Source organism: Abyssisolibacter fermentans (genome assembly GCF_001559865.1).
Taxonomy (GTDB): domain Bacteria; phylum Bacillota; class Clostridia; order Tissierellales; family MCWD3; genus Abyssisolibacter; species Abyssisolibacter fermentans.
This window is the reverse complement of the sequence record NZ_LOHE01000056.1, coordinates 56893-71623: the sequence shown is the minus strand read 5'-3', so window position 1 is coordinate 71623 and position 14731 is coordinate 56893. Positions and strand designations below refer to the sequence as shown.

Here is a 14731-nt window from a genome sequence, read left to right as displayed (position 1 = left end):
CTAATTCTTCTATTTTATCTATTAATAAGAATGGATATCTATGTGGTATTATTTCTTGTATTTGATTGCTGTTTAGCATTTTTTTAATCCTCCCATTTCTTTAATAACAATACTGCATTATGTCCTCCAAATCCTAATGAATTTGACATTGCATATTTTAAATCTGCTTTTCTACCTGTGTTAGGAACATAATCAAGATCACACTCTGGATCTTTGTTTTCTAGTCCTATAGTAGGAGGTATAAATTTATCCTCTAATGCTTTTGCGCAAACTATAGCTTCAACCCCACCAGCAGCTCCCAACAAATGTCCTGTCATTGATTTTGTCGAGCTTACAGGTATTTGATTTTCTCTACCACTAAAAACAGTTTTTATAGCCTCAGTTTCAAATTTATCATTGTAAGGTGTACTTGTACCATGTGCATTAATATAAGACACATCTTCTGGAGAAATTCCTGCTTCATCTATTGCCAGTTTCATAGCTTTTGCAGCACCTTCTCCTCCTGGTGCAGGTGCTGTTATATGATATGCATCACATGTTGCACCATATCCTACTATCTCAGCATATATATGTGCATTTCTTTTTTTTGCATGTTCTAATTCCTCAATTACTAATACTCCTGCTCCTTCTCCTATTACAAAACCATCTCTTTCATTGTCAAATGGAATTGATGCTTTTTTAGGATCTTTGGAAGTGCTTAAAGCTTTCATTGATGTAAATCCCGCAACTGCTAATGGTGTAACACTTGCTTCACTTCCTCCTGTTACCATTATATCTGCTAAACCATATTTAACCTGTCTAAATGCCTCTCCTATAGCGTTTGTACCAGAAGCACATGCTGTAACTACAGTATTACAGATATTTTTTGCTCCTAGCATTATAGCAACATGTCCTGCTGCCATGTTACATATTGACATAGGTATGAAAAATGGTGAGATTCTGTCTGGACCTTTTTGCATGATCATGGTTTGTTGTTTTTCTATAGTACTTAATCCCCCTATACCACTTCCAAAAATTACTCCCATTCTGTCTCGATCCACATCTACATCATCTAATTTAGAATCCTCATATGCTAACTTTGTAGCAGCTACTGCATATTGACTAAATTTATCCATTCTCTTCGCTGCTTTTTTTTCCATATAATCTTGTGGTTTGAAATCTTTGACTTCAGAAGCAACCTTTACTTTGTAATTTTCTGTATCAAAGCTCTGTATGAAATCTATACCACATTTACCATCTTTTATGTTTTGCCAAAATGTATCTGCATTATTTCCTAAAGATGAAATAACTCCAACACCAGTTATAACAACTCTTTTCATAGATAATTCCTCCTTAAATAACCATTCCACCATCTATATTTATTACTTGCCCTGTTATATAACTTGCTTCTTTGGAAGCTAAAAATGCTACTACATTTGCTATGTCTTGTGGCTGGCCTGCTCGTTTCAGAGGTATTGAATCAAGCATAGCTTTTTTTGCATTTTCAGAAAGCTTGTTTGTCATTTCAGTTTCTATAAAACCAGGTGCAACTGCATTTACTGTTATCCCTCTTGATGCAAGCTCTTTTGCTAATGATTTTGTTATGCCTATTACTCCAGCTTTTGATGCTGCATAGTTACTTTGTCCTGCATTGCCAATAACGCCAACTATTGAAGCTAAATTTATTATACAGCCTGATTTTTGTCTTAACATTAATCTTGATGCATGTTTACAGCAGTTAAAGCATCCTTTTAAATTTGTAGCTATAACTCTGTCAAAATCTTCTTCTTTCATTTTTATTATTAAATTATCTTTTGTAATCCCTGCGTTATTAACTAAAATATCTATTTTTCCAAATGCATTCACTGCTTCATCTATTATTTTTTTTGCATCTTCAAATTTGCTTACATCTCCTTGAACTGCTACTGCTTTACTTCCTAGCTCCTCAATTTGACTTACAACTTCATTTGCTTCCTGCAAATCACTATAATAATTAACTACTACATTAGCATTAAGGCTAGCTAATTTAATAGCTATTTCTTTTCCTATTCCTCTGCTTGCTCCTGTTACAACTGCTGTTTTATTTGTTAACATACTAATTCCTCCAATTTCTCTAGAGTCTTTTTTAATGTTTTTATGTCTTCAACATTTAATGCTGTTACTGTCTTATCTATTTTTCTGACAAAGCTCTTTAATGTTTTTCCAGGTCCTATTTCTATGAATGTATTTACTCCATCTTCTATCATCTTTCGAATTGAATCTTCCCATAAAACTGAATTCATGACCTGTTTAGTTAATAAATCTTTAACTTCATCTTTACATTTTATATATTCTGCTGTTACATTTGATATTACAGGAGTGTTAAAGTCTTTTATACTTATGTCTCTAAGCTCTTTTTCTAAGTTATCTGCTGCCGGTTTGAGCATTGATGTATGAAATGGAGCACTTACTTTTAACTGTACTGCTTTTTTCGCACCAGCTTCCTTTGCCAACTCACACGCTTTTAAAACTGCATCTACCTCTCCTCCAATAACTATTTGCCCTGGACAATTAAAATTAGATGCTTCTACTATCCCTGCTTCTCTAGCTTTATTACATATTTCTAATACTTTTTCTTTATCTAATCCTATAATTGCAGCCATTGTTCCTTTCCCCTCAGGTACAGCTTCTTGCATGAATTTTCCTCTTTTTCTTACTAATTGAACTGCATCTTCAAAATCTATTACACCTGAATATACTAATGCACTGTATTCTCCCAAACTCAAGCCTGCTGTAATATCTGCTTTTATTCCCTTTTGCTTTAATATTTCTAGTATTGCTATACTTGTCGTTAAAACCGCAGGTTGTGTATTTTCTGTCTTATTTAAATCTTCCTCTTTACCTCTCATGCACATTGTTTTTAAGTCATAACCTAAAATTTCATTAGCCATATCAAAAACTTTCTTACTTTCTTCAAAATTTTCGTATAATTCCTTTCCCATTCCTGGGTATTGTGAACCCTGTCCTGAAAATATAAAAGCTAACTTTCCCATAACTTTTCCTCCAGATATTATAAAATTCTATTAAGTATCTATCTAAATTTTTTAAATAATTCCAATGCTTCACTATAAATCTCTTCAATAATTTCTTTACTGCTTTGTTTTTTCTTTATCATTCCTGCACATTGTCCAGCCATTATTGAACCTCTATCCATCTCTCCTAAAATAGCGGCATTATAAAGACTTCCTTTTCCTAATTCCTCTATTTCCTCTACACTTGCTTTTTCTTTTTCTAATCTTATATACTCTTTTGCAAGTTTATTTTTTATTATTCTGACTGGATGTCCTGTGCTTCTTCCAGTTATCACCGTATCTGTATCTCTTGCTTTTATTATTCTTGCTTTATAATTATCATGCACTTGACATTCATTTGCTACTAAAAATCTAGTTCCTATTTGCACAGCCTCAGCTCCTAATAAAAAGGCTGCTGCAAGCCCTCTGCCATCAGCTATTCCTCCAGCACCTATAACAGGAATATTAACACTATCAACTACCTGAGGTAATAAAGACATGGTAGTTATTTTTCCAACATGTCCTCCTGATTCCATTCCTTCTGCTATTACCGCATCTGCTCCACTTCTCTCCATTCTAACTGCTAATGCACTTGATGCAACTACAGGGATAACTTTGATGCCTTTTGATTTCCATTCTTTTAGATACTTTCCCGGATTTCCTGCTCCTGTTACAACAACTTTTACATCTTCGTCAATTAAAAGTTGTGCTATTTCCTCAGCATATGGACTTAAAAGCATTAAATTAACACCAAAAGGTTTATCAGTAAGCTGTTTAGCTTTTCTAATTTCAGCTCTGACCAAGTCAACAGGGGCATTTCCTGCTGCTATTATACCTAAGCCTCCTGCATTAGAAACTGCAGCAGCCAATTGTGCATCTGAAATCCAAGCCATCCCACCTTGTAATATTGGGTATTTTATGTTAAGTAATTTACTTATTTTTGATTTAATCATGATAGATTAGCTATTATTAACGAAACTTTTTGGTTAAAAAATATTAACCTAAAGTTTGTTACAGCTCCTCCTTTCTTAGATTTCTTGCAATTTTTCATTACTCTTAAAAAGTTAAAAAAACTTCAGAAGAATAAAATAATGTAGAGGCTAACTCAAAACGTATTTTGAGTTAATCCCATTTAAGGGTATATCAATAACTCAAGGAATTTGTCATTTTAAATCGCCCCTATCACTTAATAAATAATAATATCTTATAAAACATTACAATATTCTAAACGTATAATGATACTTTTACTTTTTTTAATAAACTTTCACTTTATTGTTTCTTTTCTATATAATCTACTATATCTTTTACCGTTTTAATGTTTACAGTATCTTCTTCAGCAATTTCTATATTAAACTCATCTTCAATTGCCATAACTACTTCAACCATATCTAATGAATCTGCTCCTAAGTCTTCTTGTATTTTATTTTCTAATTTAACCTCATCTACATCTAATTCATTTATTAAAATTTCTTTTACTTTTTCAAATATCATTTTATTATCCTCCTAAATTTTTATTATTTGTTTAATTATTTTTTGTAACATATAGGAAATTATGCACCTTTAAAAATTGAGAAAAATTCATAATTTCTGTTATATGCTGATAAGCCTAACTTTAATCTTCATGTATAATACTTTATTATTTACTCCATTTAAGTAATACAGCACCCCATGTAAGACCTCCACCAAATCCGACCAAAATTAACTTGTCATCCTTGTTCAAAAGTCCTTTCTTGTTCATTTCATCTAAAGCAATACCTATACTAGCAGATGATGTATTACCATATTTGTCGAGATTTAAGTAAAATTTATTTATGTCAATATTAGCTTTTTGAGCTACATGATCTATGATCCTGTAATTTGCTTGGTGTGGTATTATATATTTAATATCATCAAGACTATAGTCAGTGCTTTCTAATACATTTTTAAAGCTCTTTCTCATTATCTTTGTTGCAAATTTAAATATTTCTACGCCATTCATTTTTATATAACTAGGTCTACCCTCTACTTTAGGGCTAAATGGATTATTTACTTCTATAGCTGGAATCTCTAAATATCTATTCTCATCACCTTTAGAACCTGTATGAACTGATATAATACCTTCTTTTTGACTAGCTTTTAATACAGCAGCTCCTGCTCCATCCCCAAACAAAACACACGTATTTCTATCTTCCCAATTTACGACTTTAGAAAGAACCTCTGCACCTATTACTAACACATTTTTAGCTTGACCTGTTTTTATAAATTGATTAGCTACATTGATCCCATATACGAAACCTGAACATCCAGCTGTAATATCAAAACAACTTGCATTTTTAGCTCCTAAATCAACTTGAACCAAACATGATACAGAAGGTGTAAATGCATCTGGAGTGACTGTAGCAACAATTATCAAATCTATATCTAAAGCATCCATATTAGCATCTTCCAAAGCTTTTATTGCCGCTTTAGTAGCAATCTTTGATGTATTTTCACCTTCAGATATTCTTCTTTGTCGTATTCCTGTCCTTGATGAAATCCATTCATCACTTGTATCTACAATTTTTTCTAAATCTTCATTTGTCATAATTTTCTCAGGCACGTAACTCCCAGTACCTGCAATTACAGCATTATTCACTTAATCATCCCCTCTTGTTCCCAATTCTTAATATTTGGAATTAATATCTGGTACTAATTAAGGATAGTACTATTGAATATATTTATAACTTAATTAGCCGTTATATTATTAAAAACTTTGCTTGAAAAAATCTCTTAAATTTTCTAATGACTTAATTAAGATATCATCTTCATGTATCTTTAAGTCTTGTGTTAATTTTGTAACCATTTCTAAATGAAATGCTTGATGTCCCTTATAAACTTCTTTTCCTTTATCTGTAAGTGTAATTAATACTATTCTTTTGTCATCTTTATGTTTTTGTCTTAATACATAACCCTTTTTGACAAGTCTATTTATTGATGTAGTTAATGTTCCAACAGTGATTTTAAGATTATTAGCTACAAATGACATAGACTTTGGTTCTTTTATCCCTATTGCATCAATAGTATGGACTTCAGTTATAGATAAATCTCCTTGTCCTATTGAACTCACACTTAGTTCCTCTATGGTTAAAATATCATTAAATAACTCAACTAAAATATCGTTTATAACTTTAAGTGATCTCCTCATAACGGCACCAGCCCTGATATACTATATTGTGACTATTTTGATAGCCAAAGTATATAACATTAGTTTTAGGTTGTCAATTAACTTCTCCAATAGATCTATATTTTTCATATCTTTTTAGCTTCAATGTTGTTTTATCAATACTGCTAAGCTTTGTTAAAGTTTCTTCTAACAATGTTTTGATTTGCTGAGTGCATTTTTTAATATCTTTGTGAACACCTCCCAGGGGTTCTTCTATTATTCTATCTAAAATTTTATATTTTTCTAAGTCTTGAGCAGTTATTTTCATAATCTTTGATGCTTCTTCTGCTTTTGAGCTATCTTTCCATAATATACTAGCGAAGCCCTCTGGTGAAAGTATTGAATATACAGAATGTTCAAGCATCCATATCTCATCACTAACACTCAATGCTAAAGCTCCTCCACTTCCTCCTTCTCCTATAACTATAGAGATAATAGGTACATCTAGTGCTATCATTTCAAAAAGATTTTTAGCTATGGCTTCTCCTTGACATCTTTCTTCTGCTCCTATTCCACAAAAAGCACCTGGTGTATCTATAAAACAAACTATTGGTCTATTAAACTTCTGAGCTTGCTTCATTAATCTTAAAGCTTTTCTATAACCTTCTGGATGGGGCATTCCAAAATTTCTATAAATATTTTCTTTAGTATTCTTTCCTTTTTGTTGGCCTATTACAGTAACAACTCTATCTCCAAACTTAGCTAACCCTCCAATTATAGAAGGATCATCTGCAAAGGTTCTATCTCCGTGAAGTTCTATAAATGTATCAAATATATTTGATATATAATCTAAAGCTGTTGGTCTTGCTTGAAGCCTAGACAGCTTCACTTTATCCCAAGGAGTCAAATTTAAATATATTTCTTGTTTTATAACATTTACCTTGTCTTGCAGTATTGAAATTTCTTTTGTTAAATTAATGTTTTCTTTCTTTGAAAATTCCTTTAATTCACTAATTTTTTTTTCTAATTCAATAACCTTATTTTCTTTATCCAAGCTCAAAAGATTCCACCTCCTTATGCATGGAAACTAACAAGTGTAAAACATTTTTCATATCTTTACGAGATACTATTTTATCTACAAATCCATGTTCTAGTAAAAATTCTGCACTTTGAAAACCCTCTGGAAGCTTTTGTTTAATAGTTTGTTCTATAACTCTAGCACCTGCAAAACCTATTAATGCACCTGGCTCTGCTAATATTATGTCTCCTTGCATAGCAAAACTTGCAGAAACTCCTCCTGTTGTAGGATCTGTCAACACTGAAATATACAATAAACCCGCTTCACTATGTCTTGCTAATGCTGCACTCGTTTTAACCATTTGCATCAGTGAAAATATTCCTTCTTGCATTCTAGCTCCACCTGATGCACAAAATATTATTATAGGGCATCTTTTCTCAGTTGCCTTTTCTATAGCTCTAGTTAATTTTTCACCAACAACTGATCCCATACTTCCCATCATAAAATTAGCATCCATTACGCTTATTACTACATCTAAGTTGTTAATTTTACCATATCCAGTCACTACACCTTCATTAAGTCCTGATTTTTCTTTTGCTTTTTTTAGTTTATCTTCATATCCTTTAATCTCTAAAGGATTTCCACTAGTTAATTCCTTATCGAATTCTTTAAAACTGCCTTCGTCTATAATACTTTTTATTCTTTCTTGAGCAGTCATTCTAAAATGATGATTGCATGAACTACATATCATTTGTTGTTTTATTAAATCATCTTTATATAGCATACGACCACATTTTTTACATTTTACCCACATACCATCAGGTACTTTTATCATCTCTTTTGTATCTTTAGTTTTATTTATTTCTGAAACACTCATGGAGCTATATTTATTCTTTCTGAATATTTTTTTTATCATATATAACCACCTTGATCTTTATTATAACTCTGATTATTATTTCAAATAGCTTAAAATCCCTTACAAACAAAAAGTAATATAAGTATTTAATTCCCTATTTCAATACACAATCATTAATAAAGCTGGTATCATAACTCCCATTTTTAAATAATTCATTATCTAAAATTTTGTATTGAAAATCTATATTTGTACTTACACCTTTTATTATAAATTCATCTAATGCTCTTTTCATTTTTAATATTGCACTCTCTCTGTCTTCTGCATGAACTATAAGCTTAGCAAGCATAGAATCATATGCTGATGGTATTGTATAGCCTTGATATATTGAAGAATCTATTCTAACTCCATTACCTCCTGGAAGATTTAGTGCTTCAATAGTACCTGGTGAAGGCATAAAACCTTTCTCAGGATTTTCGGCATTTATTCTACACTCTATAGAATGCCCTGAGATTTTAATATTTTCTTGCTTGTAAGATAATTCCAGTCCATAAGCGATCTTAATTTGCTCTTTTACTAGATCTATTCCTGTTACAAATTCTGTTACAGGATGTTCCACCTGTATTCTTGTATTCATTTCAATAAAATAATACTTCCCATACTTGTCTAAAAGAAATTCTACTGTACCAGCATTTTCATAATCTACCGCTTTTGAGGCTAAAACTGCAGCTTTACCCATTTGTTTTCTTAGCTCTTGTGTAATAACTTGTGATGGTGATTCTTCTAGAACCTTCTGATTTCTTCTTTGGACAGTACAATCTCTTTCTCCTAGATGGATAACATTTCCATATTTATCAGCTAATATTTGAAATTCAATATGTCTTGGGTTTTCTATAAATTTTTCTAAATACATGCTGTCATCACCAAATGATGCTAGAGCTTCACTCTTAGCTGTATTGTACATACGTCTGAGTTCATCTGTACTATATGCGACTCTCATCCCTCTACCGCCTCCTCCTGCGGAAGCTTTTATCATTACAGGATATCCTATTTCATTTGCTATGTATACAGCTTCTTTAATATCATCTACTGTTCCATCAGAGCCCGGTACTACGGGTACACTCATTTTTTTCATTATATCTCTAGCACAAGCCTTATTTCCCATTTTTGCTATCATGTTTGCCTTTGGTCCTATAAATGAAATATTACATTCTTCACACATCTTGGCAAAAGTTGAATTCTCAGATAAAAACCCAAAACCTGGGTGTATTGCATCTGCATTTGTTAATACTGATGTACTCAGTATATTCTTCATATCTAGATAACTTTTATTTGCTGGAGCAGGTCCAATACAATACGCTTCATCAGCTAATTGAACATGAAGTGCTTCTTTATCAGCCTCAGAATAAATAGCTACTGTTTGTATCCCCATCTCCTTACATGCTCTAATAATTCTAACAGCAATTTCTCCTCTATTTGCAATCAATATCTTACTAAACATAACTGCCTCCTAAGACAACTTCTTAATATTTTTACCAATATCATTTAATTTAAACCCAGATAATTCATAGAAAATTGAACTTTTATTAATAAAACTTATCCTTCGAATGAGTAAGCAATTCACACTAAATTAAATTTAGGTTCTCACTTAACTTTTGCATCATATTATCGGGCGTTATATGAATAATCTGGATTAACTTTCTAACCTTATATGATTTTTTGATTAAACATCATTTTCTAGCTAATATGGATTCTTTAATTATCTCTTGGAGACATATAAGATTCCTTTAAAGCAACTTTAAGTATCTTATTTTATCTTAATTAACACTTGACCATACTCTACCATTGATTCGTTTTCTACAAGTATCTGGACAATTTCACCATCTACTTCTGCTTCAATTTCATTCATTACCTTCATTGCTTCAATAATACACAGAATATCTCCTTTTTTGACTCTATCTCCAACTTTGACAAAAGGCTGTGAGTCTTGGTTTGGTGCAGAATAAAATGTACCAACTATTGGTGATTTTACCTCTGTATATTTTATATTTTCATTTTCTACAACAGCTATTTTCTCTTCTGTCTTTTCATTAGAATCAGATTCACTTGCTGTAGCTAGCTTTATTTTATCTATGTTATTTTCTGTAATGCTCTTTTGTAGCTTTAATTTAATGCCATCTGTTTCTAGTTCTAAAACATTAATATCTGTCTCGTTAACTAGGCTTATAATCTCTTTAATTTTATCAATTTGCACTAATTTCACCTCTCAATATAAGGGTATATTTAATTTTTAGTATCAAATATTTTGATATTCAAAGTATAATTCATTATTTTTGTTTTGTCAACGCCTAATATTAAGTTTTAATACTAGGTACTAATTTTGTTAATAAATATTCACATCTTCAATCAAATATTCCATTAAATTATATATTTAATTTATGTAGTATAATTAGATTTTAGTCTCTTGCTTTCTAAATCTGTGTCTTGCATATCTTAAATATTATCTTTTTGCAATTTTAATATTTTTATTTATCTTTTTTTAATCTTTCAATTTGTAGTTCCTACTCACTTCGTTCTAAGAGTAAGCGACTCCCACCAAGTCATAGATTTAGGTTCTCTGCTTAAATAAAGCTCACATCTTTAAGATGTGAGCTATTATCAATTATTTTATCCAAATATTTTAAGTAAAACCCCTGCTGCTACTGCTGATCCTATTACACCTGCTACGTTTGGTCCCATGGCATGCATTAATAAGAAGTTTGCTGGATTCTCTTTTTGTCCTACTTTTTGAACGACTCTAGCCGCCATAGGTACTGCTGACACTCCTGCTGCTCCTATTAATGGGTTTACTTTACCTTTTGTTAATTTACACATAATGTTTCCAAATATAACTCCTGTTGCTGTTCCTATACAAAATGCTACTAGTCCTAAGCATATTATTTGTATAGTCTGCAATTTTAAAAATGTTTGTGCATTAGCTGTTGCACCTACTGTTAATCCTAAAAATATTGTAACTATATTACATAATTCATTCTGTGCAGTTTTTGATAATCTATCTGTTACTCCTGATTCTTTTATTAAATTACCTAACATCAACATTCCTATTAATGGTGCTGCTGATGGTAATAAAAGAACAGTAAATATTGTAACCGCTATAGGAAATACTATTTTTTCCTTTTTAGATACCTCTCTTAGCTGTTCCATTTTGATTTTCCTATTTTCAGGTTTTGTCAGTAATTTCATTATTGGCGGTTGTATTATTGGAACCAACGCCATGTAAGAATATGCTGCTATTGCAATAGGTCCTAGCAAATCTGATGCAAGTTTGCTTGTTACCAAGAGCGCAGTAGGTCCGTCTGCTCCACCTATTATACCTATAGAAGCTGCTTCAGGTCCAGTAAACCCTAGCATTAACGCTCCTGCAAAAGTAAAGAAAATGCCAAACTGTGCTGCTGCCCCTAATAATAAACTTCTTGGATTAGCTATCAATGGTCCAAAATCTGTCATAGCTCCAACACATAAGAAAATTAATGGAGGGTATATTCCAAGCTTAACCCCTTGATATAAATAGTATAATAATCCTCCTACTACCTTATGAGTTTCCATTTGTCCTGTTGTTTCATTTAATACTGTTTCTACAAATGGCTCCTTCATTAAATCAACACCCGGAAGGTTAACTAATAACATTCCAAATGCTATCGGCAAAAGTAAAAGAGGCTCAAATTCTTTTTTTATTGCTAAATACAATAAAAAACAAGCAATAATAATCATTACTATATTTTTATATTGTCCACCTGCTATAAGCTGATAAAAGCCAGATTCAGTCAAGAATTTACTGATCACTTCCATTTAGTTAGCCTCGCTTTCTGTTATTTTACATTTTTACATTGACACTAATGGGTCTCCTGTTTTTACTGATGCTCCTTTTATAACATTAATTGATGATATAACTCCGTCAGCTGGTGCTAGTATTTCATTTTCCATTTTCATTGCTTCTAATATGAGTAATACTTGACCTGCTTTTACAGTTTCACCCTCTGAAACCTTGATATCTAATATTGTTCCAGGCATTTCTGCTTTTATTGCATTTGCTCCAGCTGGTGCAGGTTTTGCTACTGCTTTTTTAGGTACTTTAGGTGCAACTGGCTTTTGTGGAGCTGAAGGTGCGGATGTTACTACTGAAGCAGTACTATTTGATGACTTAATCTCTTCTACTTCTACCTCGTAGCTATTACCGTTAACTTTTATCATAAACTTTCTCATATTATATTCCTCCTTAGACATTTCATTCTAATTATTTATATAATTGCTCTTGTCTTCCCATCCTGCCCCAAACTCCTGTTGTTTGAGGAATTCTTTTTATACTCTTAATATGAATATTATCTATAGACGTTGAAAGCATTGATGCTACAGCTGCTGAAATTACTGCAACTAATTCTTCATCATCATTTTCTACTTCTTCAACAGCTACAAGCTCAGCATTTTTTTCTACAATTTCTTCTTTTTTCTTTCTTCCAAAAACATTTCTAATACCATCTATCATAAACGATATCAAAATTAAAGTTAAAAAAACAATGCCCATGCTAAAAAGCGTTACAAATAATCCCTGCATAAAAGTTACCTTTTCACCAATCAATTAATTCACCTCTCTTTATAGCTTTCTTAAGATACTACTGTTATAATGGCATATTTCCATGTTTTTTAGCTGGCAGTACTTGTCTCTTTGTAGAAAGCATATCAAAAGCACTTATAATTCTTTTTCTAGTTGATGAAGGTTCTATGACATCATCTACATAGCCCCTTGAGGCTGCTACGTATGGATTTGCAACTGCATCTCTATATTCCTTAATTTTTTCTGTCCTCGCTGCTACAGGATCATCTGCTGCTTTAATGTCTTTTCTAAATATTATATTTGCAGCTCCTTCTGGTCCCATTACTGCTATTTCTGCATTTGGCCATGAAAGAACCATATCAGCACCTAAATCTTTACTACACATAGCTAAGTATGATCCACCATATGCTTTTCTGATTATTACAGATACTTTTGGTACTGTAGCTTCACTATATGCATATAGTAACTTCGCACCATGTCTTATTATTCCGCCATATTCTTGAGTTGTACCAGGTAAGAACCCAGGAACATCTATTAAGTTAAGTATTGGTATATTAAATGAATCACATGTTCTAATAAATCTACTTGCTTTATCAGAAGCATTTATATCTAAACATCCAGCTAAGTTTTTAGGTTGGTTTGCTATAACTCCAACTGACTTTCCATTTAATCTCATGAAACCAGTTATTATATTTTGTGCATAATAAGGCTGATATTCTAAAAATTCACCATTATCTGCTAATAATCCTATGATTTCTTTCATATCGTATGCTTTATTAGGATTATCAGGTACTATTTCGTTTAATCTTTCTTCCACTCTATTTATGTCATCTTGTGTGTCGAATGCCGGTGTATCTTCTAAATTATTTGATGGTAAAAAACTAAGTAATAATTTTATTCTTTGTATACATTCTTGTTCGCTTGAATCTATAAAATGCGCAACACCACTTGTTTGGTTATGTGTCATAGCTCCACCAAGCTCTTCTGCAGTAACTTCTTCACCTGTAACTGTCTTTATAACTTGTGGTCCTGTTATAAACATTTTACTTGTGTTTTCAACCATAAATATAAAATCTGTTAACGCTGGCGAATATACAGCTCCACCTGCACAAGGACCTAATATAACTGATATTTGAGGTATAACACCTGATGCAATAGTATTATTATAGAATATTCTGCCATATCCTGCTAATGCATCTACACCTTCTTGTATTCTAGCTCCACCTGAGTCATTTATTCCTATAACTGGTGCTCCTACTTTTAATGCCATTTCTTGAATCTTGCATATTTTAGCTGCATGCATTTCTCCAAGTGATCCGCCTATTACTGTGAAATCCTGTGCAAATACATACACTAATCTTCCATCTACTGTTCCATATCCAGTAATTACACCCTCTCCAGGTGCACTTTTCTTTTCCATGCCAAAATTTGTACATCTATGTGTGATAAACGCATCTATTTCCACAAAGGTATTTTCATCTAGCAACGCTTCTATTCTTTCTCTAGCTGTAAGCTTTCCTCTTTCGTGTTGTTTCTTTATACTTTCTTCTCCACCGCCTAGCCTAATTTTCGATTTTCGTGCTTGTAATTCTTCAAGTTTAGTGCTTGACATATGTTTTACCCTCCTTTATTACTAATCTCTCTGGCAAAGCTCTACTAAAACACCATTTGTACTTTTAGGATGGCAGAAAGCTATTTTCGCTCCACCTGCACCATATCTAGGTTTTTCATCTATCATTCTTATTCCTTTATTTTTCATATCTTCTATAGCTTTTTCTATATCTTCTACTCTAAAAGCTATATGCTGCATGCCTTGTCCTTTTTTTTCTATGTATTTTGCTATAGGTCCGTCTTCCTCTGTTGATTCTAATAATTCTAACTCAGTATCTCCAATTGGTAAAAAAGCAACTTTCACTTTTTGTTCTTCAACAATTTCTGTATCATGTAATTTTAATCCTAGTACTTGTGTATAAAATTTAAGAGTTTCTTCTAAGCTTTTTACAGCTATACCTATATGATCTACCTTCATTACCATAAAAAAACCTCCTTAAATTTAACCCAAAATATTCATTTAAAAAATATATTGGAAATTATTATC

Annotated in this window: 16 protein-coding genes and 1 pseudogene; all 17 read right to left on the bottom strand. The window is 32.0% G+C overall.

What is annotated here, in order from left to right; genetic code table 11:
- A pseudogene (locus tag AYC61_RS21850) lies at positions 1-79 on the bottom strand (3-hydroxyacyl-ACP dehydratase FabZ); the annotation flags it as partial.
- A gap of 4 nt (positions 80-83) precedes the next feature.
- Positions 84-1319: a beta-ketoacyl-ACP synthase II gene (gene fabF, locus AYC61_RS09845; RefSeq protein WP_066500854.1), complete on the bottom strand. Its 1236-nt coding sequence runs from the start codon at positions 1317-1319 to the stop codon at positions 84-86.
- Between the two features lie 13 nt (positions 1320-1332).
- On the bottom strand, positions 1333-2073 hold the full coding sequence (fabG, locus tag AYC61_RS09840; RefSeq protein ID WP_066500849.1) for a 3-oxoacyl-[acyl-carrier-protein] reductase: 741 nt from the start codon (positions 2071-2073) through the stop codon (positions 1333-1335).
- Entirely contained in the window at positions 2067-3011 is a 945-nt protein-coding gene (gene fabD / locus AYC61_RS09835; protein WP_066500848.1) for an ACP S-malonyltransferase, read from the bottom strand. The genes fabG and fabD overlap by 7 nt, the downstream gene beginning before the upstream one ends.
- Positions 3012-3049: 38 nt before the next feature.
- Positions 3050-3982, bottom strand: a complete 933-nt coding sequence (fabK, locus tag AYC61_RS09830; RefSeq protein WP_066500845.1) for an enoyl-[acyl-carrier-protein] reductase FabK — start codon at positions 3980-3982, stop codon at positions 3050-3052.
- A 316-nt stretch (positions 3983-4298) separates the two neighbouring features.
- A complete protein-coding gene (acpP, locus tag AYC61_RS09825; RefSeq protein WP_066500840.1) occupies positions 4299-4520 on the bottom strand; it encodes an acyl carrier protein in 222 nt (73 codons plus the stop codon).
- A gap of 145 nt (positions 4521-4665) precedes the next feature.
- A complete protein-coding gene (locus AYC61_RS09820; protein WP_066500837.1) occupies positions 4666-5643 on the bottom strand; it encodes a beta-ketoacyl-ACP synthase III in 978 nt (325 codons plus the stop codon).
- A 108-nt stretch (positions 5644-5751) separates the two neighbouring features.
- The gene (locus AYC61_RS09815) at positions 5752-6192 is read right to left on the bottom strand and encodes a MarR family winged helix-turn-helix transcriptional regulator (RefSeq protein ID WP_066500826.1); all 441 of its coding nucleotides are present in this window, start codon (positions 6190-6192) and stop codon (positions 5752-5754) included.
- Between the two features lie 73 nt (positions 6193-6265).
- Positions 6266-7210 carry an acetyl-CoA carboxylase carboxyltransferase subunit alpha gene (locus AYC61_RS09810; protein ID WP_242866774.1) on the bottom strand — a complete coding sequence of 315 codons (945 nt, stop codon included), beginning with the start codon at positions 7208-7210 and terminating at the stop codon, positions 6266-6268.
- Positions 7197-8084: an acetyl-CoA carboxylase, carboxyltransferase subunit beta gene (gene accD, locus AYC61_RS09805; protein ID WP_066500823.1), complete on the bottom strand. Its 888-nt coding sequence runs from the start codon at positions 8082-8084 to the stop codon at positions 7197-7199. Before accD ends, AYC61_RS09810 begins: the two co-directional genes overlap by 14 nt.
- 94 nt (positions 8085-8178) lie before the next feature.
- Positions 8179-9522, bottom strand: coding sequence for an acetyl-CoA carboxylase biotin carboxylase subunit (locus AYC61_RS09800; RefSeq protein WP_066500820.1), 1344 nt, complete (start codon positions 9520-9522; stop codon positions 8179-8181).
- Positions 9523-9828: 306 nt separating this feature from the next.
- Positions 9829-10275: an acetyl-CoA carboxylase biotin carboxyl carrier protein gene (accB, locus tag AYC61_RS09795; RefSeq protein ID WP_066500818.1), complete on the bottom strand. Its 447-nt coding sequence runs from the start codon at positions 10273-10275 to the stop codon at positions 9829-9831.
- Positions 10276-10688: 413 nt separating this feature from the next.
- Positions 10689-11870, bottom strand: a complete 1182-nt coding sequence (locus AYC61_RS09790) for a sodium ion-translocating decarboxylase subunit beta (protein WP_082759894.1) — start codon at positions 11868-11870, stop codon at positions 10689-10691.
- 33 nt (positions 11871-11903) lie between these two features.
- Positions 11904-12284, bottom strand: coding sequence for a biotin/lipoyl-containing protein (locus AYC61_RS09785; RefSeq protein WP_066500814.1), 381 nt, complete (start codon positions 12282-12284; stop codon positions 11904-11906).
- Between the two features lie 31 nt (positions 12285-12315).
- Entirely contained in the window at positions 12316-12657 is a 342-nt protein-coding gene (locus tag AYC61_RS09780; RefSeq protein ID WP_066500809.1) for an OadG family protein, read from the bottom strand.
- Positions 12658-12697: 40 nt separating this feature from the next.
- Complete coding sequence (locus AYC61_RS09775; RefSeq protein ID WP_066500807.1) at positions 12698-14245, bottom strand: acyl-CoA carboxylase subunit beta; 1548 nt, start codon at positions 14243-14245, stop codon at positions 12698-12700.
- Positions 14246-14266: 21 nt separating this feature from the next.
- Positions 14267-14668 carry a methylmalonyl-CoA epimerase gene (gene mce, locus AYC61_RS09770; RefSeq protein WP_066500803.1) on the bottom strand — a complete coding sequence of 134 codons (402 nt, stop codon included), beginning with the start codon at positions 14666-14668 and terminating at the stop codon, positions 14267-14269.
- Positions 14669-14731 lie beyond the last annotated feature (63 nt).